Source organism: Mesorhizobium sp., from assembly GCF_965229135.1.
GTDB lineage: Bacteria > Pseudomonadota > Alphaproteobacteria > Rhizobiales > Rhizobiaceae > Mesorhizobium.
In genome coordinates this window covers 354,884-379,546 of record NZ_OZ245860.1, presented here as the reverse complement: position 1 = coordinate 379,546, position 24,663 = coordinate 354,884, and the positions used below count along the sequence as shown (strand labels likewise).

The 24,663-nt window shown below is 61.8% G+C and carries 24 protein-coding genes; 11 read left to right on the top strand and 13 right to left on the bottom strand.

Features of this window, described 5'->3' with window-relative positions; all coding sequences use genetic code 11:
• Positions 1-3: 3 nt before the first annotated feature.
• Entirely contained in the window at positions 4-1,203 is a 1,200-nt protein-coding gene (locus ACO07C_RS01755) for an MFS transporter (RefSeq protein ID WP_421912511.1), read from the bottom strand.
• A gap of 284 nt (positions 1,204-1,487) precedes the next feature.
• Here ACO07C_RS01755 and ACO07C_RS01750 point away from each other — a divergent pair, with 284 nt between their 5' ends.
• Positions 1,488-2,486 carry a heparan-alpha-glucosaminide N-acetyltransferase gene (locus tag ACO07C_RS01750; protein WP_421912510.1) on the top strand — a complete coding sequence of 333 codons (999 nt, stop codon included), beginning with the start codon at positions 1,488-1,490 and terminating at the stop codon, positions 2,484-2,486.
• The gene (locus ACO07C_RS01745) at positions 2,483-2,959 is read left to right on the top strand and encodes a methyltransferase family protein (RefSeq protein WP_421912509.1); all 477 of its coding nucleotides are present in this window, start codon (positions 2,483-2,485) and stop codon (positions 2,957-2,959) included. The genes ACO07C_RS01750 and ACO07C_RS01745 overlap by 4 nt, the downstream gene beginning before the upstream one ends.
• Positions 2,960-2,983: 24 nt before the next feature.
• Here ACO07C_RS01745 and ACO07C_RS01740 read toward each other — a convergent pair whose 3' ends face one another.
• Positions 2,984-3,370 (bottom strand): MerR family transcriptional regulator, encoded by a 387-nt coding sequence (locus ACO07C_RS01740; protein ID WP_006203215.1) that lies wholly within the window; start codon positions 3,368-3,370, stop codon positions 2,984-2,986.
• A gap of 277 nt (positions 3,371-3,647) precedes the next feature.
• On the opposite strand from ACO07C_RS01740, the gene ACO07C_RS01735 reads away from it, so the two are divergent.
• The 6 genes from ACO07C_RS01735 (at position 3,648) to ACO07C_RS01710 (ending at position 9,314) form a co-directional block, all read left to right on the top strand.
• Complete coding sequence (locus ACO07C_RS01735) at positions 3,648-4,301, top strand: LuxR C-terminal-related transcriptional regulator (RefSeq protein WP_421912508.1); 654 nt, start codon at positions 3,648-3,650, stop codon at positions 4,299-4,301.
• A 123-nt stretch (positions 4,302-4,424) separates the two neighbouring features.
• Positions 4,425-5,615 (top strand): aminotransferase class V-fold PLP-dependent enzyme, encoded by a 1,191-nt coding sequence (locus ACO07C_RS01730; protein ID WP_421912507.1) that lies wholly within the window; start codon positions 4,425-4,427, stop codon positions 5,613-5,615.
• Positions 5,616-5,625: 10 nt separating this feature from the next.
• Complete coding sequence (locus tag ACO07C_RS01725; RefSeq protein WP_421912506.1) at positions 5,626-6,588, top strand: HpcH/HpaI aldolase/citrate lyase family protein; 963 nt, start codon at positions 5,626-5,628, stop codon at positions 6,586-6,588.
• A gap of 19 nt (positions 6,589-6,607) precedes the next feature.
• Positions 6,608-7,792 carry a malate--CoA ligase subunit beta gene (locus tag ACO07C_RS01720; RefSeq protein ID WP_421912505.1) on the top strand — a complete coding sequence of 395 codons (1,185 nt, stop codon included), beginning with the start codon at positions 6,608-6,610 and terminating at the stop codon, positions 7,790-7,792.
• 12 nt (positions 7,793-7,804) lie between these two features.
• Positions 7,805-8,704 (top strand): succinate--CoA ligase subunit alpha, encoded by a 900-nt coding sequence (gene sucD / locus ACO07C_RS01715; RefSeq protein WP_421912504.1) that lies wholly within the window; start codon positions 7,805-7,807, stop codon positions 8,702-8,704.
• 16 nt (positions 8,705-8,720) lie between these two features.
• Positions 8,721-9,314, top strand: coding sequence for a hypothetical protein (locus tag ACO07C_RS01710; RefSeq protein WP_421917420.1), 594 nt, complete (start codon positions 8,721-8,723; stop codon positions 9,312-9,314).
• 219 nt (positions 9,315-9,533) lie between these two features.
• Here the strand turns inward: ACO07C_RS01710 and ACO07C_RS01705 are convergent, their stop codons facing one another.
• From ACO07C_RS01705 to ACO07C_RS01655, 11 genes are all read right to left on the bottom strand, one after another.
• Entirely contained in the window at positions 9,534-10,754 is a 1,221-nt protein-coding gene (locus tag ACO07C_RS01705; RefSeq protein ID WP_421912503.1) for an acetate/propionate family kinase, read from the bottom strand.
• A 25-nt stretch (positions 10,755-10,779) separates the two neighbouring features.
• Positions 10,780-13,188, bottom strand: coding sequence for a phosphoketolase family protein (locus ACO07C_RS01700; protein ID WP_421912502.1), 2,409 nt, complete (start codon positions 13,186-13,188; stop codon positions 10,780-10,782).
• Positions 13,172-13,525 carry an HPF/RaiA family ribosome-associated protein gene (locus ACO07C_RS01695; protein ID WP_421912501.1) on the bottom strand — a complete coding sequence of 118 codons (354 nt, stop codon included), beginning with the start codon at positions 13,523-13,525 and terminating at the stop codon, positions 13,172-13,174. The genes ACO07C_RS01700 and ACO07C_RS01695 overlap by 17 nt, the downstream gene beginning before the upstream one ends.
• A gap of 161 nt (positions 13,526-13,686) precedes the next feature.
• Positions 13,687-14,229 (bottom strand): c-type cytochrome, encoded by a 543-nt coding sequence (locus ACO07C_RS01690; protein WP_421912500.1) that lies wholly within the window; start codon positions 14,227-14,229, stop codon positions 13,687-13,689.
• Between the two features lie 156 nt (positions 14,230-14,385).
• Positions 14,386-15,369: a zinc-dependent alcohol dehydrogenase family protein gene (locus ACO07C_RS01685; protein WP_421912499.1), complete on the bottom strand. Its 984-nt coding sequence runs from the start codon at positions 15,367-15,369 to the stop codon at positions 14,386-14,388.
• Between the two features lie 64 nt (positions 15,370-15,433).
• Entirely contained in the window at positions 15,434-16,465 is a 1,032-nt protein-coding gene (gene adhP, locus ACO07C_RS01680) for an alcohol dehydrogenase AdhP (protein ID WP_421912498.1), read from the bottom strand.
• Positions 16,466-16,517: 52 nt separating this feature from the next.
• Positions 16,518-17,969 carry an NAD(P)(+) transhydrogenase (Re/Si-specific) subunit beta gene (locus tag ACO07C_RS01675; RefSeq protein WP_421912497.1) on the bottom strand — a complete coding sequence of 484 codons (1,452 nt, stop codon included), beginning with the start codon at positions 17,967-17,969 and terminating at the stop codon, positions 16,518-16,520.
• A 4-nt stretch (positions 17,970-17,973) separates the two neighbouring features.
• Positions 17,974-18,324: an NAD(P) transhydrogenase subunit alpha gene (locus tag ACO07C_RS01670; protein ID WP_421912496.1), complete on the bottom strand. Its 351-nt coding sequence runs from the start codon at positions 18,322-18,324 to the stop codon at positions 17,974-17,976.
• Between the two features lie 19 nt (positions 18,325-18,343).
• Positions 18,344-19,501 (bottom strand): NAD(P) transhydrogenase subunit alpha, encoded by a 1,158-nt coding sequence (locus tag ACO07C_RS01665; RefSeq protein WP_421912495.1) that lies wholly within the window; start codon positions 19,499-19,501, stop codon positions 18,344-18,346.
• Positions 19,502-19,572: 71 nt separating this feature from the next.
• Positions 19,573-20,970 (bottom strand): NAD-dependent succinate-semialdehyde dehydrogenase, encoded by a 1,398-nt coding sequence (locus ACO07C_RS01660; protein WP_421917419.1) that lies wholly within the window; start codon positions 20,968-20,970, stop codon positions 19,573-19,575.
• 37 nt (positions 20,971-21,007) lie between these two features.
• Positions 21,008-22,045: a zinc-dependent alcohol dehydrogenase family protein gene (locus ACO07C_RS01655; RefSeq protein WP_421912494.1), complete on the bottom strand. Its 1,038-nt coding sequence runs from the start codon at positions 22,043-22,045 to the stop codon at positions 21,008-21,010.
• Between the two features lie 765 nt (positions 22,046-22,810).
• Here ACO07C_RS01655 and ACO07C_RS01650 point away from each other — a divergent pair.
• From ACO07C_RS01650 to ACO07C_RS01640, 3 genes are all read left to right on the top strand, one after another.
• Positions 22,811-23,029 carry a hypothetical protein gene (locus ACO07C_RS01650; protein ID WP_421912493.1) on the top strand — a complete coding sequence of 73 codons (219 nt, stop codon included), beginning with the start codon at positions 22,811-22,813 and terminating at the stop codon, positions 23,027-23,029.
• 286 nt (positions 23,030-23,315) lie between these two features.
• The gene (locus ACO07C_RS01645) at positions 23,316-23,798 is read left to right on the top strand and encodes a hypothetical protein (protein WP_421912492.1); all 483 of its coding nucleotides are present in this window, start codon (positions 23,316-23,318) and stop codon (positions 23,796-23,798) included.
• Positions 23,799-23,968: 170 nt separating this feature from the next.
• Positions 23,969-24,442, top strand: a complete 474-nt coding sequence (locus ACO07C_RS01640; RefSeq protein ID WP_421912491.1) for a Spy/CpxP family protein refolding chaperone — start codon at positions 23,969-23,971, stop codon at positions 24,440-24,442.
• Positions 24,443-24,663 lie beyond the last annotated feature (221 nt).

The following is a 24,663-nucleotide window of genomic DNA, read 5'->3' as shown; positions in this document are numbered from 1 at the left end:
GGATCACAGGGACTTCGGCAGGTATCGCCAGGTCACGAAGCCGCAGACCGCGGCCAGCATGGCGAGCGTGACGAAGACCGAGCCCAGGCCGAAAAACGCCAGCACCACGGAATAGACCAGCGGCGGTGTCAGTTCGGAAAAGTCGAGATAGGTGCGGTAGACGGCCGCCATCTGCGCCCGCTCGTAGGAGCGCACCGAGCGCATGAAGGCTGTCGAGCCCAGCGCGTCGAGCGCGATGGTGAAGAAAGCACCGCCCAGCAGAAAGGCGCCAGTAAGCAGCGGTGCGGTCGCCCCAACCGTGCCGGCTGCCAGGAGCATGGCCGACATGGCGAAATAGGCAAACGTCATGGTACGGCGGCCACCAAAACGCTTTCCCGCCCTGCCCCAGAAGATCGCCATGAACAAAAGCGCATTGCCGGCGGAAACCAGCAGGCCGCCGGTCAGGTCGCCCTGCCCGGTGATCACCATGAACAACGGCCCATAGACGAAGAAGGTCGTCCAGAAGCAGGAGCGGCCGAAGGCGATGAGCCAGGCCAGCCGCAGCCTTGGCTGGGCGATGAAGCGGCCGATATTGGCGAGCGGATTGGCCGGCCGCGTCTTGCCCGGGCGGATCAATTGGTTGTCGCTGAGCCGGTAGAACCAGAACAGCGCCAGCAGGATCATGGCGAAGACGGCGACCGCGCCATGCGCGGCATAGATACCGAAACGCGTGTAGAGGAATATGCCGAGCGTCGGACCGCCTGTCCACGCCACCATCGACCACGCCATGCGCAGCGATTCCGCTTGCATGAAATCTGTCTTGCGTATGTGGTCCATGATGTAGAGGTTGAGCGTGATCGAGAGCGCGCTGGCGCCCATGACGCGGCACAGCATTCCCGCCAATTGCCCGGCCAGCGTATGCGTGACGAAGAACAGCGAACCGATGGCGAGCAGGCAGGCACCCGCGGTGTAGACCCAGCGGCGGGCAAAGCGCCGTATAAGCATCGGCATGAACAGCGTCACCGACAGGCCGAGCATGGCCACGACCGTGTAAAGGATCGACACGATCTGCTCGTTGTGCAGGATTTCATAGGCCTGGATCGGGATGACGCTCGACACGGTGGCGCGGGCGAAGGATTCGACCGCGTAGAGCGAGGCAAAGGTGCGCGCATCGGCGGCCTTGAGGGCCGGAAGCCAGGTCGGATGACGCACATGGGTGGACATCGCTTCCCCCGAAGCAGAATCGCGGACCCGACTCTGGCGGCGGCATTGCTGGCGAGGTAACAGGAAACCGACGCATTCAGCGCAAAAGCGAAGCCGGCCAAAGGCTTTCCGGTGCTGGCCTAAAGCAGATCCGGATGCGGTGCGCCTCCGCCATTCGGCGATCCGCTACGGACCGAATGTCCCCATCGCCGGACAATCCACGTTGAAGCTTCACGTCGCGAGCTTCTTTTGTTCGGTGCAAGCGTGATAGTCGTCTTGCAGGGGCCGATTCAGATCGCGAGACCATGAGCATTCATACGCCGACCGCACCCGTTCAGGACCAACCAAGGCGCATCATCAGCATCGACGTGCTCCGCGGCATCGCACTGCTTGCCATGGCGAGCTACCACTTCACCTGGGATCTCGAATTCTTCGGCTACACCGAGCCCGGCCTGACCGCCTTCGGCTGGTGGAAGATCTATGCGCGCTGCATCGCCTCGACCTTCCTGTTCCTGGTTGGCGTCAGCCTGTTCCTGGCCCATGGCAAGAAAATCCGATGGAACGGCTTCTGGAAGCGTTTCGCCATGGTTGCCGTGGCCGCGCTCGCCATATCGGTCGTCACCCGGATCGCCACGCCCGACGGCTTCATCTTCTTCGGTATCCTGCACGAGATCGCGCTGGCGAGCCTGCTTGGCCTGTTGTTCCTGCGCCTGCCGGCGCTGCTGACGCTGCTTGTGGCAGCGCTTGTCATCGCCGCCCCTTTCTATCTGCGCTCCGAGTTTTTTGACCACCCGTGGCTATGGTGGGTCGGCCTGTCGGCGGTCAATCCGCGCTCCAACGACTATGTTCCGCTGTTTCCATGGTTCGGCGCCGTGCTTGTGGGCATCGGCGTCACGAAACTCGCCACGGCTTCCGCCATCCCGGCGCGTCTGGCCGGCATCACGCCTGGGCGCTGGGCAAACCCGCTGGTCTTCATCGGCCGCCACAGCCTCGCCTTCTACCTGATCCACCAGCCCTTGCTTATCTCCTGCGTCTGGCTGTTTGCCCAGGTCATGCCGGCGCCGGTCGAAACCAAGCAGGACAATTTCCTGAAAGCCTGCCAGGTCTCATGCGAGCAGCAGCGCGACAAGGCGTTCTGTACGGCCTATTGTGGGTGCATGCTCAATGCGCTGGAGAGCGAGACGACGCTCGACCGGCTCTACAACAATGACCAGACCGCCGAGTGGAAAGCGCATCTGGGCGACCTCGCCGATAGCTGCACCGCCAAGACCGACGACAAGATGATGGAGGGAGGGTCGCAATGACCGACAGCCAGCCAAAGCCGGGGATCATCCCGTGGCCGCCGCTGATCTATATCGCCGCCATCGCCATCAGCGTCGCGCTCGGCCTTTTCTATCCGCTGCCATGGATCGGCGACCTGTTGGGCGACATCCTGTTTGCTGCCGGCTGGGTGGCGCTGCTTGCCGTCGCCGCTCTCTGGTTCACCGCGATCCGCACCATGATGCTGGCCAAGACCACGCTCAATCCCAATGCAGTGCCCGATCACCTTGTCACGGCAGGCCCGTTCGGCATCACGCGCAACCCGATGTACCTGGCGAACACGCTGCTGCTCATCGGCGTGGCGTTTGTCTCGGGCATAGCGTGGTTCCTGCCGCTGGCTTTCATCGCGGCCTTCGTTACGCAGAAAGTCGCGATCGAAGGCGAGGAAAAGATCCTTGCGGCCAAATTTGGCAAGAAATATCGGGACTACGCAAAAAGGGTGCGGCGTTGGATCTGAGCCGCCGCCAGCCGCAACGACGCCTTATGTGTTGACGCCAAGCTCCACCAGCCGCTCGACGCAGGATTCCTCGGCCTGGTCGAGCTCCGCCAGCGTCTCTTCGAGATCCCTGCGTTTCTGCCGGAGGTCCTCGCGCTTCTCCTCGATGCGCTTGATCATCAACTTGAGCTGACCGACCTCGCCGGGCGGCTCCTTGTACATCTGGATGATTTCGCGGATCTCGTTGATCGAGAAGCCGAGTCTTTTTCCCCGCATGATCTGGCGGATGAGATGCCGGTCGGATGGGCGGAAGAGCCGTGTACGGCCACGCCGTACCGGCTGCACCAGTCCCTCATCCTCGTAGAATCGCAGCGTCCGCGTCGAAACATCGAATTCGCGGGTCAGTTCGGTGATCGAATAATATTCCCGCATTGTCACTCCACATGCAGGGAGCGGACACCCTCGCCGACAATCGGCCCCTTCCGTCCCATGCCGACCCATCCGGAATCGGCATGTTGCCCCAACACGCCAAGCGTCGCACGGCATTTACGTAAAAGTCAATTGCAACGACTGCCGGTTGAAGCGACGCGACAGCCCATGTCGCTGGGGAAAGAGCACCCATTCGCGCATGAGACAAAATTGCCGTAACGTGAGGAGAACAACCGGACCGGGCGAGGCCCTCAAATCGGTCCAGAACATTCGGGAACCCTTGAACATCAAGTCAGACGGAACAGACGAGGCAAGTGCACGGCGCGTCGGCGTTCTCGTCGCCGAACGCAATCCTCTCGTCTTGTCGGCTCTGCGTGAAATGCTGCAGTGTGACGGGCGCTTCGAGTTTCTGGGCTCGGTGCGAAGCGGCAGGCATTTCCTGGAACTCGCCGCTGTGTCGCAATTCGATGTCGCCATCATTGGCTGGAAGCTCGCCGACATGGACGGCGCGGACCTGCTGGCGGAGATCCAGAGCCGCAAGCTCGACATGCGTGTAACCGTCTTTTCCAACGACCACGACATCGGAATCCTGAAGCAGTGCGTGCGCCTTGGGGCGCATGGCTACTGTTTCCAGTTCGACGATCCCGAGATCATATTCGAGACGATCCTCGCGGTCGCGCATGGCCGCATATGCATCCCCTATATCGACATCAACAAGGTCAACGACACGCCACTGTCACTGCTCACGGTCCGGGAGCGGGAACTTCTGGCGGTGCTTGCCGATGGCTGGACAAACCTTCAGATCGCGACACGCACCGGCATCTCCGAAAACACCGTGAAATATCACCTCAAGAATCTCTACGACAAGCTTGCCGTCCGCAACCGGGCAATGGCGGTCGCGCTGTATTCGAGCGAAAAGCGTCGAGGCTCCTAGGTAGCCTTTCGGGTAGGTCGGGCCCACCCGCACGCGGCGATAACTTACCCGCCAAGGTGTTGTTGCGAGCCATCATCGGAACGAGACTCGCTCCACGATTGACGGATCAGAGGAGTTCGCGCCGTGGCAGGTTTCACCCATCTTTTCATTCCGGGACCAACCAACATCCCCGAACAGGTCCGGCAAGCCATGAACCTTCCGATGGAAGACATGCGCGCGGGATCGTTCCCTGATTTCACCTTGCCGCTGTTCGAAGACATCAAGAAGGTGTTCAAGAACGAAACCGGGCGCGTCTTCATCTACCCGTCGTCCGGCACGGGCGCCTGGGAGGCGGCAATGACCAACGTGCTCAGCCCGGGAGATCGCGTGCTGATGTCGCGCTTTGGCCAGTTTTCGCATCTCTGGGTCGACATGGCCGAACGCCTGGGCTTCGACGTCGAGGTGATTGACTGCGAATGGGGAACCGGTGTCCCGCTCGACCTCTATGCGGAAAGGCTGAAGGCCGACAAGGCACACCGCATCAAGGCGATCTTCTGCACGCAGAACGAGACCGCGACCGGCGTAACCAGCGACGTCGCCGGCTGCCGCGCAGCGCTCGACGAGGCCAACCACCCTGCCCTGCTCTTCGTCGACGGCGTGTCGTCGATCGGCTCGATCGATTTCCGGCAGGAGGAATGGGGCGTCGACTGCGCCGTCAGCGGTTCGCAGAAGGGCTTCATGCTGCCCGCCGGTCTCGGCTTCCTGTCGGTCAGCAAGAAGGCGCTGGCCGCTTCGAGGACCGCGACCCACCGGCGCTGCTTCTTCTCGTTCGAGGACATGATCCGCGCCAACGACGCGGGCTATTTTCCTTATACGCCGGCGACCCAACTGCTGCGCGGCCTGCGCGCCTCGCTCGACCTGATCGCCGAGGAAGGGCTCGACGCCATCTTCGCCCGCCACCATCGTCTGGGCGAAGGCGTGCGCAAGGCGGTCGACGCCTGGGGCCTGAAGCTATGCGCCAAGGCTCCGGAATGGCATTCCGACACGGTCAGCGCCATCCTTGTGCCCGAGGGCATCGACAGCGGCGATGTCGTCAAGCGCGCCTACCAGAAATACCAGACGTCGCTCGGCGGCGGCCTCAACAAGGTGTTCGGCAAGGTGTTCCGCATCGGCCATCTCGGCTGGCTGAATGAGGTGATGGTCTGCGCCTCGCTGTCGGCGGCGGAGATGGCGCTGCTCGACTGCGGCGTCCGCCTGGCGCCCGGCTCAGGCGTGGGTGCGGCGATGAAGCACTTCCGCGACTCGGGCGAGATGTCCGTGGCCAAGGCAGCATGAGGACGCAGCCATGAGCCACACCATCAACCATCTCAGGAAACTCCGCCTGCAACGCAGCGAGTTGGCGGTTCCCGGTTCGAGCCCGGAAATGATCGACAAGGCGGCGAACAGCGCCGCCGACTTCGTCTTCCTCGACATCGAGGACGCGGTCGCCCCGCCAGACAAGGAGCGTGCGCGCAAGAACATTATCCAGGCGCTCAACGACATCGACTGGCGCGCCAAGGGCAAGACCGTCTCGGTGCGCATCAATGGCCTTGACACGCATTACATGTACCGCGACGTCGTCGACGTGATGGAGCAGGCCGGCGACCGGCTGGACACCATCCTTGTGCCGAAGGTCGGCGTGCCCGCCGATCTCTATATGGTCGAGGCGATGATCAACCAGATCGAGATGGCCAAGGGATATCAGACCCGCGTCGGTCTCGAAGCGCTGATCGAGACGGCGCTGGGCATGGCCAATGTCGAGGCTATCGCGGCTTTCCCCGGACGGTTGGAAGCCATGCATTTCGGCGTCGCCGACTATGCCGCCAGTTGCAAGGCGCGCACCGTCAACATAGGCGGCCTCAACCCCGACTATCCCGGAGACCAGTGGCATTTTGCCCTTTCGCGGATGACCGTCGCCTGCCGGGCCTACGGCTTGCGCGCCATCGATGGGCCGTTCGGCGACTTCTCCGACCCGGAAGGTTACATGGCGGGCGCCAGGCGCGCGGCAGCGCTGGGCATCGAGGGCAAGTGGGCAATCCATCCTTCGCAGATCGAGCTTGCCAACACCGTGTTCTCACCTCCCGAAAAGGAGGTCACCCGGGCAAGGCGCATCCTGGAGGTTCTCAAGGAAGCCGAGGCGCAAGGCAAGGGTGCGGCCGCCCTTGACGGCAAGATGATCGACGCGGCGTCGGAGCGCATGGCGCGCAACGTGCTGGTGGTCAACGAGGCTATCGAACGCGCGGGCCAGGCGCGCGTTGCCGCGCATTGACGGTAACAGGGAGGAAAAAATGGATATCCACGAATATCAGGCCAAGGAACTGCTCGCCCGCCACGGCGTCCATGTCCCGCGCGGCGGCCTGGCCTACAGCCCTGAACAGGCGACCTACCGCGCCCGCGAGATCGGCGGCGGCAAATGGGTCGTCAAGGCGCAGGTCCACTCCGGCGCGCGCGGCAAGGCCGGCGGCATCAAGCTGTGCTCCAATGACGAGGAAATCTCCAACGCCGCCGAGGCGATGCTGGGGCGCAAGCTGGTGACCCAGCAGACCGGCCCGCGTGGCAAGCTTGTATCGAGGCTCTATCTCGAGGAGGCCGTGGACATCGCGCAAGAGCTGTATGTCGGGTTTGTCCTCGACCGCAAGGAAGAGCGCGTCATGATCGTCGCATCCGCCGCAGGCGGCATGGAGATCGAGGAGATAGCCGAAAAGGCCCCGGATTCGATCATACGCGCCACCGTCGACCCCGGTGTCGGCATGCAGCACTTCCAGGCGCGCGAGATCGCCTTTGGTCTCGGACTGGAAAGCAATCTGATCGGAAAGGCGACCGAAACCATCATTGGCTGCTACCGGGTGTTCCGCGACTACGACGCCTCGATGCTGGAGATCAATCCGCTGGTGGTGACCCGCGACGGCAACCTCGTCGCACTCGACGCCAAGATGTCGTTCGACGAGAACGCGCTTTTCCGCCGGCCGGAGATTTCCGAGCTCCGCGACAAGAGCCAGGAAGACCCGCGCGAAACCTTCGCCAGCGACCGCGGCCTTTCCTATGTCGGCCTCGACGGCAACATCGGCTGCATCATCAATGGCGCCGGGTTGGCCATGGCGACGATGGACATGATCAAGATCGCCGGCGGTGAGCCGGCCAACTTCCTCGACATCGGCGGCGGCGCCTCGCCCGAGCGGGTGGCGAAATCGTTCCGCGCCGTGCTTGGCGACAAGAATGTCGAGACCATCCTCGTCAACATCTTCGCTGGCATCAACCGCTGCGACTGGGTCGCCGAAGGCGTCATCAAGGCGATCCGCGAAGTCGGCGTCAACGTGCCCCTGGTGGTGCGGCTCGCCGGAACGAAGGTCGAGGAAGGACGCCGCATCCTGGCTGATTCCGGCGAGGCGGTGATCGTTGCCGATACACTGGCCGAAGCCGCCGAAAAGGCCGTCGCCGCCTGGCGCTCGGCGTCATTGAAAAAAGCAAGCTGAGGGAGCTCAAAAATGGCGATCCTGCTCAATCGCAGCACACGCGTTATCGTTCAGGGCTTCACCGGCAAGATCGGCAGCTTCCACGCCGATGACATGAAGCGCTATGGCACCAAGCTCGTCGGCGGCGTGACGCCCGGCAAGGGCGGACAGACGCATCTTGGCCTGCCCATCTTCAATACGGTCAAGGGTGCGGTGCGTGAGACCCGCGCGGAGGCCAGCATCGTTTTCGTGCCGCCGCCCTTTGCCGCCGATTCGATCATGGAAGCCGCGGATGCGGGTATCAAGCTCTGCGTCTGCATCACCGACGGCATTCCCTCGCAGGACATGATGCAGGTCAAGCGCTACATGCGCCGCTACCGTTTCGAGGACCGCATGCGGCTGATCGGCCCGAACTGCGCCGGGGTCATCACACCGGGACAGGCGCTGATGGGCATCATGCCGGGCAGCATCTATCTTCCCGGCCGCGTCGGCATCGTCGGGCGCTCGGGCACGCTCGGCTATGAGGCAGCCTCGCAGATGAAGGCGCATGGCATCGGCGTGTCGACCAGCGTCGGCATCGGCGGCGACCCGATCAACGGGTCGTCCTTCAAGGACATGCTGAAACTGTTCGAGCATGATGACGACACCGACGCCGTGGTGATGATCGGCGAGATCGGTGGCCCGCAGGAAGCCGAGGCCGCGATCTGGGCCCGCGACAACATGCGCAAGCCCCTGATCGCCTATATTGCGGGGCTTTCCGCGCCGAAGGGCCGCCGCATGGGCCATGCCGGTGCCATCATTTCGGCATTCGGCGAGTCAGCGCAGGAGAAAGTCGAGATCCTCAAGGAAGCCGGCGTCACCATCGTGCCGACGCCATCGTCCTTCGGCGAGGTGGTGGCCGACACGTTGGCTAGAATGAAGAAGGCCGCGTAGTCGAGCACTCGGGCGAATACACGAGCACTCAAACACCAGGCGGCGCCGCGGTCGGAATGACCCGCCGCCGACGCGCGATCTCCCTGAACGCGGAAAGATTGGCATCTTCAATCGCTCATATTACGAGGAGGTGCTGATCACGCGCGTCCATCCTGAGATGCTGCATGGCGAAGGGCTGCCCGATGCTTTGCTCGACGACAACCGGCTCTGGCATGACCGCTATCGCTCGATCACGGATCTTGAGAGGCATCCTCATGCCAACGGAACACGGATCGTCAAGATATTCCTTCACCTTTCGAAAGAAGAGCAGCGTCAGCGCTTTTTGGCGCGGATCGACGAACCGTACAAGAACTGGAAGTTCAGCCTCGCCTATATCGAGGAGCAAAAATTCTGGAAGGATTACCGAAAGGCCTACGAGGAGTGCCTTGGCGCGACAAGCACACGGAACTCTCCCTGGTATGTTGTGCCGGCCGACGACAGGGAAAACGCCCGGCTGATCGTATCCCACATTGTTCTCGATACGCTGAGAGGCCTGAAGATGAGCTATCCTGAAACGGACGATAAACGGCGACGCGAACTGCAAGAAATACGCAAGCAGGTGGTCGGCTAACGCTAAAGGGTTGGCAGCTGGACATAACCGAGATGTTAAGACCGTGGCAGGAATCTTCGCTGCGTCTACCTGTTTTTTGTTGAATATCCTCTAAGCGAGTGCCGTCGTCGGGCGACAACTTGACCTTCGAAATTTCCCGAGAGAGTCGCCCACATCTCTCGCCGAAATCGCTTACACCTATCCCGCGCAATCCGAAGCGATCATGCTCGCGGCACTCGCCTACAAACAGGAGTTCGACGCGGCCATCCTGGCACCTGGAGTCTCATGACTTTCTAGAAACAGACGGCAGGCATCGCGCCCGATCTGTTCGTCCTCCTGCGAAGGGAGCACGATCACTTGGCAGCGGGACGCCGGATCGCTGACAAGACCGGCATTGCGACTGTTCAGGGTTTCATCAAGCCTGACGCCGTTCCAGGACAAACCAGCGCAGATCCCGGCGCGGACGTTCCCGTCATTCTCTCCGATGCCGCCAGTGAAGACGATCAGATCTGCTCCTTCCAGCGCGGCGGTCATCGCGGCGATCTGCTTGCGTACGGAATAGCAGAACATCTCGATGGCGAGACGCGCGTTGGCATTCGACGCAGCGGCATCGTGCAGCTGCCGCATGTCTGCGCTCACGCCGGAGATACCAAGAAGGCCGGATCGATGATCAACCAGTTCTTCAAGCATTGGCGCGTCAAACTTCTTCTCGCGCATCAGATAGACCAGCAGGCCAGGATCGAGATCGCCGCTGCGCGTGCCCATGATGACGCCGCCAGTCGGGGTCAGGCCCATGCTGGTGTCGATGGACTTGCGAGCTTTGATCGCCGTAATGCTAGCGCCGTTGCCGAGATGGGCGATGATCACGCGGTCCGGAAGGTCGTTGCCAAGCTGATGCAGGATCGATGCGCAGGAAAGGCCATGGAATCCATAACGCTGGAGGCCTTCCGCCCGCAATTCCCTGGGAACAGGAAGGACACGGGCGACGTCCGGCAAATCGGCGTGGAAACTGGTATCGAAACACGCCACCTGTGGCAGGCCGGGGAAATGTTCCCGCGCAAATCTTATGACGGATAGAGCCGCTGGCATATGCAGCGGCGCAAAGGGGGTGGCGGCCTCGAGCTGGTGCAGAACGGTGTCGTCGATGAGACAAGACTGCCGCAGCTTCGGCCCGCCATGCACGATGCGATGTCCGATGATGGCAGGTGCAGGCGTTCCAGGGACGGCAAGGAGCTTTCCAAGGCGGACGACAGCTTCGCGTTGGTCGACAATGGAACCTGTCGCTTCCGGCAGTCTGGTTCCGTGCGCGTCCGTTGCATGGAATTTACTATCGCTCTCGCCGATCGACTCGGCCTCACCCGAGAACAGCATGTCGGTCAGCGAGACACCGATACGGTACAATCCGAACTTAAGCGATGACGAGCCGCTGTTCAGCGTGAGAACAACAACGTCTCGTGTCACCGCGCTTCCCAAGGAAATATCCCGATCACGGCGTCCAGCGCCAGTCGCGCACCTCCGGCATGTCCTCGCCATGTTCGCTGATGTAAAGCTTGTGGCGCTCCATGGCGGCCCAATAGCGCTGGGTCGCCGCTCCTACCTGATCGATCAAGCGTGGAACCCGCTTGATCGCGTCAAGCGCGAGTTGGAAGCGGTCGAGATTGTTCAGCACCACCATGTCGAACGGCGTCGTGGTGGTGCCCTCCTCCTTGTAGCCGCGGACATGAATGTTGTCGTGATTGTGCCGCCGGTAGGTCAGTTTGTGGATCATGGCGGGATAACCATGGAATGCGAAAATGACTGGCTTTTCGCGTGTGAACAGTTCGTCGAAGTCCTGGTCCTCCATGCCATGCGGATGTTCGGACTGGGGTTCCAACACCATAAGATCGACCACATTGACAACACGGATACGGATATCCGGAATGTCGGCCCGCAAGAGTGTGACGGCTGCCAGAGTCTCGAGTGTCGGGACGTCGCCGGCGCAAGCCATGACCACGTCAGGATCGCCATCATCGTTGCTCGCCCACTGCCAGACACCGGCGCCCGCGGTGCAATGGCGCACGGCCGCATCGATATCAAGCCACTGCCATTCCGGCTGCTTGCCGGCGACAATCAGATTGACGTAGTTGCGGCTGCGCAGGCAGTGATCCGCCACGGACAAAAGGCAGTTGGCGTCGGGTGGCAGGTAGATACGCACAACGTCGGATTTCTTGTTGGCCACGTGATCGATGAAGCCTGGGTCCTGATGGGAAAACCCGTTGTGGTCTTGTCGCCAGACATGCGACGTCAGCAGGTAGTTCAGCGAAGCGATGGGCTTTCGCCACGGGATCTTTCGCGTGACCTTTAGCCACTTTGCATGCTGATTGAACATCGAATCGATAACATGGATGAAGGCCTCGTAGCAGGAGAAGAAGCCATGCCGGCCGGTGAGGAGGTATCCCTCGAGCCAGCCCTCGCACAGGTGCTCGCTCAACACTTCCATGACACGGCCGTCGACACTCAGATTGATATCGACGGGCTCGACTGCCGCCATCCATTCCTTGCCCGAGGCCTCATAAACCGCCTCCAGCCGATTCGACGCGGTCTCATCGGGTCCGAACACCCGGAAATTCCCGCGACCGAGATTGAGCTCCATCACGTCGCGCAGGAACTTGCCGAGATTGCGCGTGGCCTCTGCCTTGACAGTTCCGGGCGACACGACCTCAATTGCGTGACCGCGAAAATGCGGCATCGCCAGCGGGACCAGCAGGTCGCCGCCATTGGCGTGCGGGTTGGACCCCATGCGGCGATGGCCCGTGGGAGCAAGCGCTGCGAATTCCTCGCGGAACTTTCCGCCTTCGTCGAACAGTTCGTGGGGCTTGTAGCTCAGCATCCAATCTTCAAGTTGCTTGAGGTGTTCGGGATTCTTGAAATCCGCGATCGGAACCTGATGCGCACGCCATGTCCCCTCGACTGGTTTGCCGTCGACGAATTTCGGGCCGGTCCAACCTTTTGGCGTGCGAAAGACGATCATTGGCCAGCGGGGGCGCTCATGGGCAGCCGACTGGCCGCCTGCTCGTGCGGCATGCTGAAACTGGCGGATATCCAGAAGAATCCTGTCGAGCGTACCCGCAAGCGCTTGGTGCACGAGTGCCGGATCGTCTCCTTCGACAAAATGCGGATCATAGCCGTACCCACGAAGAAGATCCGTCAATTCGTCCTTGCCGATACGGGCGAGCACCGTTGGATTGGCGATCTTGAACCCGTTGAGGTGAAGGATGGGCAGAACCACGCCATCACGCGCCGGGTTGAGAAATTTGTTGGAATGCCAGCTTGCGGCCAGCGCCCCGGTTTCCGCCTCACCGTCGCCAACGACACAGGCAACGATTAAGCTCGGATTGTCGAATGCGGCACCAAAGGCATGGAGCAGAGAATAACCCAGCTCTCCGCCTTCGTGGATAGAGCCAGGCGTCTCCGGAGACACATGGCTGGGAATGCCATACGGCCAGGAGAACTGTCGGAAAAGCCGATGCAAGCCATTCCGGCTGCGCTCGATCGCCGGATAGCGTTCCGTATACGAGCCTTCCAGATAGGTGTTGGCCACTATGCCCGGGCCTCCATGCCCCGGCCCGATGACGTACATCATGTTCAGGTCGTTCTGTTTGATCAGCCGGTTCAGATGCACGTAGAGAAAATTCAAGCCAGGCGTGGTACCCCAATGGCCAAGCAAACGAGGCTTGATGTGTTCAAGCGTCAGCGGTTTTTCGAGCAGCGGATTGTCCTTGAGATAGATTTGTCCGACCGACAGGTAATTCGCGGCACGCCAATAGGCGTCCATCTTCGTAAGCAGATCGGGTAACAAAGGACCGGACACTGCATCGTCAGAATGGGCTGCGCTGAGGTCATTCAATGTCTTCATCCATTCTGATAGACGCACCGCCCTTGTGATCGTTCGATCGCCCCTGGGCGGAGTCCAGCAACCGGCGCAGCTTCCTTGTCGCGCCTTCCACGGCTTCCTCGATGGTTGCGCGATTGTCGCTCACGGCCACCGGATTACGTCCGGCGGGCCTGGCCTCGATCACACATCGTTTGTCGGCGTTGCCGGATTTAGCGGCATTCTCATCGCTCAATCGGACTTCGATCGACGTGATCCCTTCCCGGAACCGGGCAAGCCCAGCCTTGAGACTGGCTTCAACGTGACGCGTGAGCCCTTCCTGTCCCTCGAGATTGCGGTCTGTACTGACATGGATCTGCATGGATTTTTCCTGATGCTCCGAATTTGCCGCTCAATGCCACCGCACGAAGCACCCACCGATGAGCTCGATACTCGTGTCCGCAGCTGGGTTGAGGTTGAATTTAAAAAAGCCCGGAGCCATGGCGGATTCGGCCCTTTGGTTCACCGTCGTTCATGCACGCGTCAACCGCCTGCTGGCGCCGAGGGAGCCGACTCAGTTACCTTTGCGCCGCTCTTGGATGAGTAGTCCGGCGCCGTCATGCCGGGTGCGACGCCGAGAAAAGCCACAAGCGACCAGATCTGTTCATCGGTTTGCGACGGGCCGAACCCAGGCATAGCGGTCATCTTGACGCCGTATTTTATGAACTGGAAATTCTCGTCAGCCGCTGGCACCCGGGTGGCGCGGAAAAGATCCGGCGGCTGCGGGTTCAACCCTTGGGCTATGGCTGTCCTCTCGAGCCCTGGGCCGCCATGGCAGACGGAGCAATTCTGCGAGAAGAGATGCGCACCAGCGGCGATCGTTGCCGGCTGGTCCAGGCCCGCTGGAACCTTTATCGCCGAGAGACGCGCGCCAACCGACCGATCCGATGCCTTGTGGACCGCCCAGGCAACGATGGGATTGTCCGGCGTGGTGGCCGAGACGTCGTAGACGCCCGAATAGATGAAAACGAGCCCTCCGACCGCGGCGGCGACAAGACAGCCGAAAATTGTCAGCAGTATTTTCATCCGGATATCCGTCCTGTTCGCGAGAGTGGCAAGTCAGTGGCCGCGCTTTCCGGCGCGGACTGTCGAAGGGCGTGCGGAGCAAAACCTAGCCCAAGCCGCTGGCGGAAAGGAGGTTCGGAAAATACTCACGCCGGCCCTTGCCTCTTCCATCGTGGCTCAGGGCACGAGAACAGCGGCGCCCTCGAACCGTCCCGCGCGCAGGTCGGCCAACGCCTCGTTGGCTTGCCGCAGCGGATATTTGGTGATCCTGGTAACGATGCCGATCCTCGGCGCCAGCCCCAGGAAATCGATCCCGTCGCGTCGCGTCAGGTTCGCGACGGAGACCAGCTGCCGCTCCTCCCACAGCAGGCTGTATGGGAAGCTGGGAATGTCGCTCATGTGGATGCCCGCGCAAACGACGCGCCCGCCCTTTCGCACGGTCTTCAGGGCGCACGGCACCAGTTCGCCCACGGGCGCGAAGATGATTGCCGCGTCGAGTGGCTCCGGGGGCGTTTCGCCGGACCCTCCCGCCCACACAGCGCCGATTTCGCGGGCGAACGCCTGCGTCGCCAGGTCGCCCTGTCTGGTGAAGGCATAGACCTCGTGGCCCTGCCATTTCGCCACCTGCGCCACGATATGCGCGGCCGCCCCAAAACCGAAGAGCCCCAACCGTTTGCCACCGCCGGCAATCGACAGGGAACGCCAGCCGATCAGGCCGGCGCACAACAGGGGTGCTAGCGAAGCATCATCGCCGGCCTCGCCCAGCGGAAAAGCAAATCGCGCATCCGCTATGGCGGCGGAGGCAAATCCGCCGTCGCGTGTGTATCCCGTGAACAACGGATGGTCGCAGAGGTTTTCCCGGTTGCTCAGGCAGTAGGAACAGACGCCGCAGGTACGTCCCAGCCAGGGGACGCCCACCCGTTCGCCGTCCACCAGGCCGACAACGCCAGGACCGATCGCGTCGACCCGGCCAACGATCTCGTGACCGGGAATGATCGGCAAAATCGGGTTGGGCAATTCGCCGTCGACGACATGTAGATCGGTCCGGCAGACGCCGCACGCGGTTATCTGAATCCTTATCTCACCTGGACCCGGCTGCCTGTCAGGCAATTCCGTCCATACGAGAGGGGATTTAAGCCTGTTCAGAACCATCGCCTGCATGGCTGTTCTCCATCTCCGGCCAACCCCGACTGGACATGGTCGGCGTCATCGGTTCAGTTCATGTCTAGGCGAAATCGAGGACGACGCGTGATGGCACGTCTCCGTGCTCCAGCCGCTCGAAGATCTTGTTGACCGCCGACAGGCGCTGCAACTCGATGTCTGCCTTCACCTTGCCTTTGGCCGCGAAATCCAGGCATTCGGCCATGTCCTCGCGCGTACCCACGAATGAGCCGCGCACGGTGATGGCGCCGGCGACGAGGCCGAAGATCTCCAGGGGAAACGCTCCAGGGGGCAGGCCAACCAGCACACAAGTTCCACGCTTGCGGGTCATGCCAACGCCCTGCTTGAACGCCGGCAGCGAGGGCGCGGTAATCAGGACGCCGTGTGCGCCGCCGCCAGTTGCCTTCTTGAGAACCTCGGCCGGATCGTGGGTTTTGGCGTTGATGACCAGATCGGCGCCCAATTGCTTGGCATGCTCGAGCTTTCCATCCTCGATATCGACGCCGCAGACCATCAGGCCCATGGCCTTTGCATATTGGATCGCCAGATGGCCGAGTCCGCCGCAACCGGAGATGGCGATCCACTCACCGGGTCTTGCCTCGGTCTGCTTGATACCCTTGTAGGTGGTTATCCCCGCGCAGATCAAAGGCGCGGCCTCCTTGGGGCCTAAACCCTTTGGGATATGGGCGACATAGTTGGGGTCAGCCAGGACGTAGTCGGCGAAGCCGCCGTTCTTGGTGTAGCCGCCGAACTCAGCGTGGTCGCAGATGGTTTCCCACGCCGACAGACAGTATTCACAGTGGCCGCAGGCCGAGTAAAGCCACGGAACACCCACCCGGTCACCTTCCTTGACGATGGTGACGCCAGCGCCAAGCGCCACAACGATGCCTATCGCTTCGTGCCCAGGAATGAAGGGAGGCTTCGGCTTCAAGGGCCAATCGCCGCTCGCTGCATGGAGATCGGTGTGGCAGACGCCGCAGGCTTCTGTCTTCACCAGGATTTGGCCTGGGCCGGGTGTCGGAACATCCCATTCCTGGATCTCCAACGGCTTCTTGAACGCCGTGACGACGGCGGCCTGCATCTTCTTGGGAGACATGACTTGGTCCCTTTCCTGGGGTTTGGGTCAGGCAAAATTGCCTCGTCTTGGATCAGGCGGCCGCGGCGCCAAGTCCCCTCACGGCCTCGATCATCTTGACCAGGACAGCCTGGGCGTCGCCGTAGACCATGTTGCAGTTGGGTGCGTAGAACAGCGCGTTGACGATGCCAGAATAGCCTTTTCCCTGGCCGCGCTTGATCACGTAAACCTGCTTGGCCTTGTCGGCGTCGAGGATAGGCATGCCGAAGATCGGCGAGGATTTGTCGGTGCGTGCGGCCGGATTGACCACATCATTGGCGCCGATAACCAGCACGATGTCGGTGGTTGCGAAATCGGGGTTGATCGTGTCGAGTTGGAAGATCATGTCGTAGGGCACACCCGCTTCGGCGAGCAGCACGTCCATCTGGCCAGGCATACGGCCGGCCACAGGATGAATCGCGAAGCGCACGTTGACCTTGGCGGCAAGCAACAGCTTGACGAACTCGTAGAGCTTCTGCTGCCCTTGCGCCGCCGCAAGACCGTAGCCGGGCACGATTATCACGCTGCTAGCGTAACGCATCTTGATCGCGGCATCGGACGCCTGGGTCTCGCGCTCTGTCCCGGTTATCGCACCATGTTTCCCCTTGGCGGGGGCGGTGCCGAAGTTGGAGAAGAGCACGTTGGCGACCGAGCGGTTCATGGCCGTGGCCATGAGCAGCGTCAGGAGGAGGCCCGCGGCGCCAACCACCATGCCGGCTATCATCAGCGCCGGATTGCCAAGCACATAGCCTTCGAACCCGACGGCCAGTCCTGTAAGGGCGTTGTAGATCGAGATCACCACCGGCATGTCCGCGCCGCCGATCGGCAGAGTCATCAGGATACCGAAAAGGAGCGCGACGCCTAAGAAGATGGTGATCCAGGTTGCGACCGGAAGCACCGGCGCCGCACCACCCATCGCAGCGAGGGCGATCCAGCCACCGACGGCGACCGCGACGAGAAAGACAAGGCCGTTTAAAATCCGCTGGCCGCTGAACCGTAGCGGCTTGCCAAGGACGCCCTGAAGCTTGGCCCAGGCAATGACCGAGCCCGACATCGACACCGCGCCGATGAGCGCGCCGAGCAGCGTCACGACAAGCTGCGTGGTCCCCTGCGCCCTGTTCCCGAACAGCTCGACCGCGGCAATGCCGGCGGCCGCGCCGCCGCCCATGCCATTATAGATCGCCACCATCTGCGGCATGGCGGTCATTGCGACCTTGCGGCCAACAAACCATGCGCCGACGCCGCCGATGCCAAGGGCCAACAAAGCGAGTCCCAGATTCACCGGCAGATGCGGGGCGGCGGCATCGTTGAGCGTGAAGACATAGAGGAAGCTTACCAGCACCGCCGCGGCCATCCCGACGCCGGCAACGCGGATGCCGGAGGCAGCCGTGGCGGGCGACGACATGCGCTTGAGGCCAAACAGGAACAAGAAAGCGGCGACCAGGTCGGTTGCTCCGATCGCGATTTGCGAAATCGTGGCGAGCATGGCCTCACCCCTTCTTCTGGAGGTGGTGGACCTTGGCGGCGCCGTGGTGTTTGCTTTCCGATCCGCTGGTCTTGAACATCGCCAGCATGCGATCGGTCACGGCATAGCCACCTGCCGCATTGCCGGCGCCGAGCAGTACCGCGAAGAAGCCGATCGCCTGCTCCAGCATCGTCGTGGCATTGAGCAAGGCGAACAGGCCCCCCACCACCACTATGCCGTGGACGAAGTTGGAGCCGGACATCAGCGGGGTGTGCAGGATCGCCGGCACGTTGCCGATGATCACCCAGCCCGCAAAGCCGGCCAGCATGAAGATGTACAGGGCGATAAAGCCGGTCATTGTGATCGAGAAGTCCATCGAGCCCTCCGGGCGTTGATCATGCCGCTTTCGCGGGATGTTTCTTGGATAGAGGCGCCGGGTTATCGCCGGCATGAGTGGCGTCGCAGAGCTTGCCCTCATGGGTGAGTGCGGTCTTGGCCAGAACCTCGTCACTCCAGTCGATGGCGATGATGTTGTCCTTCAGCATCAGAGCGAGCAGCGCGTACTGGTTCTTGGCGTAGAGTTCACTGGCGTCGCGGCCGAGCAGTGACGGGACGTTGAGGGGCGCCACGATCGTCACGTCGCCAACCAGCTTCGTTTGACCAGGCTCTGTGTCCTCGCAATTTCCGCCGCCCTCCGCGGAGAGGTCCACGATCACCGCACCGGCCTTCATCCCGGCGACCTGCGCCTTGTTGATCAGTTTGGGGGACGCCTTGCCAGGGATTGCCGCCGTCGTGATGATCAGATCCGAGGCCTGGATATGCTGGGTCAGGGCCGTGTCGACCTTGGTCTTCTCCTCTGGCGTGAGGGCGCGGGCATAGCCACCTTTGCCCGTGGCGTCGACGCCGGTATCGACGAAGGTCGCGCCGAGCGACAGGGCCTGCTCTTTCGTGGCTGGACGGACGTCGTAGCCTTCAACAACCGCGCCAAGGCGCTGGGCCGTTGCGATCGCTTCGAGACCGGCGACGCCGAGGCCCATCACCAAGACCTTGGCTGGTCCGATCACCCCGGCAGCCGAGGTGATCTTGGGAAGCACGCTGGCCATGTGGGTCATCCCGAGCGCAACCGCGTAGTAGCCGGCGAGTGCCGATTGGCTCGATAGCGCGTCCATGGCTTGGGCTCGCGAGATGCGCGGAACCCGTTCCATGGCGAAGCAGGTGATCTTCTTGGCTAGAAGTCTCTTCACCAACTCCGGCTCGTTCGCCGCATAGACGAAGCAAACCAGGATCGACCCGGGTTTCATCGCGTCGATGACGGCAAGCGCAGGAGGCTGAACCGAGAGAACCACGTCGGCGTCGCCGACCATGACGGCGCGATCCATGAGGATCGCCACATCGCCATAGGCTGCGTCGGTGAGTTTAACCCCGGCGCCGGCACCTGACTGCATATGCAGCTTCGCGCCGAGCTTGATCAGCTTCGGGACGACGGACGGCGTCAGCGCCACCCGCCGCTCATGCGGCTGCGTTTCTTTCAGAACAGCGATATTGACGTACATAGGGGAGGCTCCGGTTCGTTATGTTCCGCCGGCGGCCAACGGCGACGATCGCCGCTGGCCGAGCGCGGCAACTAGGCCGGAGCGTGCATCGTCGCGACACGGACCAGCTTCTTGTTGACGAACTGCTGGATGCCCATGTCGCCGAGCTCGCGGCCATAGCCGGAGTCCTTGATGCCGCCGAAAGGCAGTTCGGCATCGGACCAGTCGATGTTGTTGATGAACATCATGCCAGTCTCCACCTTCGAGGCGACGCGCTTGCCGCGCGCGACGTCCCGGGTCCACACCGAGCCGCCGAGGCCGAAGTCGGAATCATTGGCGAGCGCGATGGCCGCATCCTCATCCTTGACCCGAAAGAACAGCGCCACTGGACCGAAGAACTCGTCGCGGAAGGCCGGATTGCCTGGCTTGATGTCTGTCAGGATCGACGGTTCCATGTAGGAGCCGGCGCGATCGATGCGCTTGCCGCCCATCAGCAGCTTGGCGCCTTTGGTGACGGCGGTTTCCACCTGCTTGAGCAGCTGCACCAGGGCCGCCTCGCTCGACAAGGGACCGAGCGTCGTCTTCTCGTCCATCGGATCGCCGGCCTTGAGCGCTGTGAGGGCAGCCTGGAATCGTTCGATGAATTTGTCGGCGATGCTGTCGACCACGATGAAACGCTTGGCCGCGCAGCAAGTCTGGCCGGTGTTGTACATCCGTCCCCAGACCGCCCAGGGGATGGTCAGGTCGAGGTCGGCGTCATCCAGCACGATAAAGGCGTCGCTGCCGCCCAGTTCCATGGATGAGACCTTGAGGTTTTTTCCGGCGCGTGCGGCGATGCTGCGGCCCGCCGCCACGCTGCCGGTCAGGCAGACGCCCTTGATGCGCGGATCATCGACAACCTTGTCGGACTGGTGATGCGAGATGAAGAGGTTGGTGTAGAGGCCGGCGGGCGCGCCCGCGTCGAGCAACAGCTTTTCGAAAGCCAGCGCGCATTGCGGCACGATGCCGGCATGCTTGACCACCAGCGTGTTGCCGGCCATCAGATGCGGCCCGGCGATCCGCGCCAGCTGGTAATAGGGAAAATTCCAGGGCTCGACGCCGAAGATTACCCCGATCGGGCTGCTCTCCATATGCGCCTCGCCGACCGTCGGATTGAGCTTGACCGGCGCCAGGAAGCGCTCGGCATTCTCGGCGTAATAGGCCAGGATCCGGGAGCTGAACTCGACCTCGCCGCGAGCCTCGCCGATCCGCTTGCCCATTTCCGACGTCATTATCTTGGCGAACGCGTCGGCCTGCTCGTGGAGCAGTTTCGAAGCCTTGGCGATGATCACTGCCCGCTCCGCGTAACTCTTGTGCCGCCAGGTTTCGAAACAGGTCTGGGCCGCTGCCAGCTTGGTCTCGTATTCTCCGGCGTTGATTTCTTCAAAACCCTCGACGAGCTTGCCGTTGAAGGGGTTGGTGCTCTGGTAGGTCATGATTTTTCCTTTGATCCATCGTTTCTGGTGTGAAGGGCAGCGCGGTATGAGGTCAGGCTTCGATGATGACCTTCAGGGCCCCGGTCTTGGCCGCATTGCCGAAGGTCTCATAGGCATCGAGGATATGGTCGAGCTTGAAGCGGTGCGTAATGAGCAGCTTGGGGTCGATCTTGTGCGCCCCCAGGACCTTGAGAAGCATCGGCGTGCTGGCCGTATCGACCAGGCGTGTGGTGATGCTGATGTTGCGGTCCCACAGGCGTTCCAGATGAAGCGCCACGGGCACACCGTGGACGCCGATATTGGCGATGACGCCGCCCGCCGCGACGATCTGCTCGCACAGCTCGAAAGTCGCGGGGATGCCAACCGCCTCGATGGCGGTGTCGACCCCGCGATTGCCGGTCAGCGTCATCACAGCGGCGACGGCGTTTCCATCGGTGCTGTTGATGGTTCTGGTCGCGCCGAAGCGCTTGGCGACCTCGAGCCTCTTGTCGTCGAGATCGATCATGATGATCTCGCCCGGCGAATAGAACTGGGCCGTGAGCAGGGCGGCAAGGCCGACAGGTCCCGAACCGACGATCGCCACGGTGGCGCCCGGCTGGACCTTGCCGTTGAGCACTCCGCATTCGAATCCGGTCGGCAATATGTCGCTGAGCATCACCAGCGCTTCTTCGTCCGCCCCCTCGGGGATTGGGTAAAGGCTGGTGTCCGCATGCGGCGTGCGGACGAATTCCGCCTGGGTCCCATCGATCGTGTTGCCCAGGATCCAGCCGCCGGTCGTGCAGTGCGAGAACATGCCCTTGCGGCAAAACTCACACTTGCCGCAAGCGCTGACGCAGGAGATCAGCACCCGGTCGCCCGGCTTGAAGGCCGTTACCGCCGGCCCGACACTGTCGACGATGCCGACACCTTCATGGCCGAGGATTCGTCCGGGCTGGCAACTCGGCAGATCGCCTTTCAGGATATGCAGATCGGTGCCGCAAATCGTGGTCTTGGTGATCTTGACGATGGCGTCGGTGGGCGCGGAGATCGATGGTTTGGGCCGCTCTTCCAGCGACTTCTTTCCAGGACCTGAATAGACAAGGGCTTTCATTGGCAGTGTTCCAGTTTGTTGGTGAACTGCCCTGGGCATGGGCTGCTTTAAGGCAGCCAATGGCCGACAAGCGATCGGTTCAGCGGGTTGATGTCCGCACGATACCGGGCTGCGCCAAGTGCGGTAGCCTCGGAAACTACTCAGCCATGGGCATCTGAAGACCCGCTTCAGTCGGTATGATTTGTCTCAAAAGCAAATTGCCTCGATGCCAAGAACGCAGCTCCGTGGGCCAGCACTCCTCCGCCGTCGGCCGGCTAGCGGGACAAGAAAAATATCTCGATCGCCCACTGGCCAGCACAACGACGACGATCAATGCTTCCGCGCCTGGATACGCGACTGCGGTGGACCAGAAATTTATGCCATGACCATTTTCTTGCTAGGAAGCCGCGAGCGATCGAGAACCCCTCGTTCTATCGACGGTGACTACAGCCACGATCGACGTGGTGGACAAGGATCTTATCCTGCATGGCGCGAGCCGGTGCACACCTTGGATCGCAGATTGAGCGCTCCTTTGGAGCCGGACCAGGATACTTAGACCTGGAGGCAATGCACCTGGTGTGAGTGGACGCCAATGCGGCCCGAACCGCCGCCTCGCTTGCGTAGTTTCCGAACCCGTTGCCGCGATCTCGACGGGACTAACGTTGGCATTCGGGCAGCTCAGCGGTCGACGCTGAGAGCGGATATCATATCCATGCGACCGACGGCGAGATCGGCCACGCCGAGGACTTTCTTGTCGATGATACGGATTGGAGTATCCACTATCTGGTGGTCGACACGAACAACTGGTGGCTTGGAAAAAGGGTTCTGATCTCGCCATGGCTTGCGACGGAGATCAGCTGGAGGGACAGGCTGATCAACGTCGACGTCACCCGACAGACGGTCAAGGACAGCCCAGCCTATGATGCTTTCACCGTGGTTGACCCGGCCTATGAGAGGCATTTTCATACCCACCATGGTGACGACCGGCCAAGGGCTCTGAACTGACGACGCTCTTCGCCATTCAATGCTAAGCGTGTTCATCGTCAAAGTTTTTGCGAAAAACGGCGGCTCTGCACAGCTTCGGCTTATCAGCGCCGGCGAAGGTCGTCGCGCAGCATTTCGGGTTCGAACCAGCACGTGTCGTAGCGGTATCCAAGGCGCAAATCGCGGGCCGGCATTCAAGTTCGTCAGCCAACGCGGCCAACGGTTTGGGCGCCCCCATCGGATCCAGACGGTGGCGGACCGGGCGCTCGCTCCCGGAATTTTCCTGTTTGATCCAAGGAGTATAGGCTTGGCGCAGTCCTTTTCGGGAGTGTCGGAAAGTACTTACGCCAGTTGGCCCCAGGAGAGCCAATCCACTCAAATCTCTCCCGGACGACCGCAATCTCATGAGTATTTTCCGAGTCTGGCGCTCCTGGTGCGCCAGCCGGATCATGGGTCGATGGTGTTCATCATGAACAACTCCGGAGTCATTCCCATGCAAAGACAATTGATATTCACCAGCTCGGTCGTATTGGCGTTGGCCGCGATCACATTTGCCACCTCTGCGGAAGCGGCAGTCATCCGGCACCATGGTGGCGGCCATTCCGCTGGCGGACATCAGGCGGCAGGTCGCACCGCGCATCGAGGCACCATTCACAACGCACATGGTCGCCGCGGCGGCTGGTCGGGCGGCGGCGGTGGCTGGGGAGGCGGATATTACGGCGGTTACTACGACGACTATTGCGGCCCCATTCAGTTGACCCTGGGCCTGTGCGGCCCCTTCGGTCTCTGACCCTGTTTTGAGCCGGCGCCCTGAGTCAGGACCGTCACGGCCTCGGCGCGCCGGAGCCACTGCAAGCGCTCGCGGATTCGTCCGCAGCTTTGGCCGCCAGATCCCGGCGCATTTCATCCCACATCGAACGATCGAACTTACGACAAACCTATCAACCATCAGGTGCAATTATGAGAAAACGACTGATCGCCCCCCTAGTGATCGCCTGCCTTGCCGGTTCGTTCGTGCCACAAGGCGCGCTTGCCGCTTCCTCCTACGAGAAGTCCGTGCCCAGTGCCGCGGAGATCCAGAAAATCCAGCAAAGGCAGTCCGTCCTGCTCGACGCCCATCTCGCCAGCATGAAGGCAGGCCTCAAGCTCAACGACGACCAGGCCAAGAACTGGCCGGCTTTTGAAGCCGCGATCCGCGACGCGGCCAAGGCGCGCGCGGACCGGTGGCTTCAGGCAAGGGAACGCATGAGTAACACCGCGCCCCCATCCACGCTCGATCGGATATCGATGATGGCCGATCATCTTGAGAAGAACGCGGCCGAACTGCGAAAGGTCGCGGACGCCGGCAAGCCGCTCTATGACAGCCTCAGCGATGCGCAGAAGCAGGATTTCGGCCCGCTGATGCGCAAATTCAAGCCCAAGAAGCAACTCTGACGACCGCTTCGGCCGTTCGCTCCCACCCCAATCGAAACTCACGCATGTGGAAGCTTTGGGTTTGATAGCCGTTGTTCTCGTGCTGCTATGGTCATTCGGGGGCCTGGGAGGTGTGGGCAGGGTCTAGCGGCCGATACAAGGCTGCTGGACACTGTTCGCGTTCTCGCGAAAGCGAACCGCGCACAGCAATGAAATGATGCAAGCTCAGGCGATTCCCGGCA

Excerpts from the sequence above, each read along its gene's own strand:
- ACO07C_RS01755 (WP_421912511.1), bottom strand. The coding sequence starts at position 1,203 with ATGTCCACCCATGTGCGTCATCCGACCTGGCTTCCGGCCCTCAAGGCC.
- ACO07C_RS01750 (WP_421912510.1), top strand. The coding sequence starts at position 1,488 with ATGAGCATTCATACGCCGACCGCACCCGTTCAGGACCAACCAAGGCGC.
- ACO07C_RS01745 (WP_421912509.1), top strand. The coding sequence starts at position 2,483 with ATGACCGACAGCCAGCCAAAGCCGGGGATCATCCCGTGGCCGCCGCTG.
- ACO07C_RS01740 (WP_006203215.1), bottom strand. The coding sequence starts at position 3,370 with ATGCGGGAATATTATTCGATCACCGAACTGACCCGCGAATTCGATGTT.
- ACO07C_RS01725 (WP_421912506.1), top strand. The coding sequence starts at position 5,626 with ATGAGCCACACCATCAACCATCTCAGGAAACTCCGCCTGCAACGCAGC.
- ACO07C_RS01720 (WP_421912505.1), top strand. The coding sequence starts at position 6,608 with ATGGATATCCACGAATATCAGGCCAAGGAACTGCTCGCCCGCCACGGC.
- sucD (WP_421912504.1), top strand. The coding sequence starts at position 7,805 with ATGGCGATCCTGCTCAATCGCAGCACACGCGTTATCGTTCAGGGCTTC.
- ACO07C_RS01700 (WP_421912502.1), bottom strand. The coding sequence starts at position 13,188 with ATGAAGACATTGAATGACCTCAGCGCAGCCCATTCTGACGATGCAGTG.
- ACO07C_RS01695 (WP_421912501.1), bottom strand. The coding sequence starts at position 13,525 with ATGCAGATCCATGTCAGTACAGACCGCAATCTCGAGGGACAGGAAGGG.
- ACO07C_RS01690 (WP_421912500.1), bottom strand. The coding sequence starts at position 14,229 with ATGAAAATACTGCTGACAATTTTCGGCTGTCTTGTCGCCGCCGCGGTC.
- ACO07C_RS01685 (WP_421912499.1), bottom strand. The coding sequence starts at position 15,369 with ATGCAGGCGATGGTTCTGAACAGGCTTAAATCCCCTCTCGTATGGACG.
- adhP (WP_421912498.1), bottom strand. The coding sequence starts at position 16,465 with ATGTCTCCCAAGAAGATGCAGGCCGCCGTCGTCACGGCGTTCAAGAAG.
- ACO07C_RS01675 (WP_421912497.1), bottom strand. The coding sequence starts at position 17,969 with ATGCTCGCCACGATTTCGCAAATCGCGATCGGAGCAACCGACCTGGTC.
- ACO07C_RS01670 (WP_421912496.1), bottom strand. The coding sequence starts at position 18,324 with ATGGACTTCTCGATCACAATGACCGGCTTTATCGCCCTGTACATCTTC.
- ACO07C_RS01665 (WP_421912495.1), bottom strand. The coding sequence starts at position 19,501 with ATGTACGTCAATATCGCTGTTCTGAAAGAAACGCAGCCGCATGAGCGG.
- ACO07C_RS01655 (WP_421912494.1), bottom strand. The coding sequence starts at position 22,045 with ATGAAAGCCCTTGTCTATTCAGGTCCTGGAAAGAAGTCGCTGGAAGAG.
- ACO07C_RS01640 (WP_421912491.1), top strand. The coding sequence starts at position 23,969 with ATGAGAAAACGACTGATCGCCCCCCTAGTGATCGCCTGCCTTGCCGGT.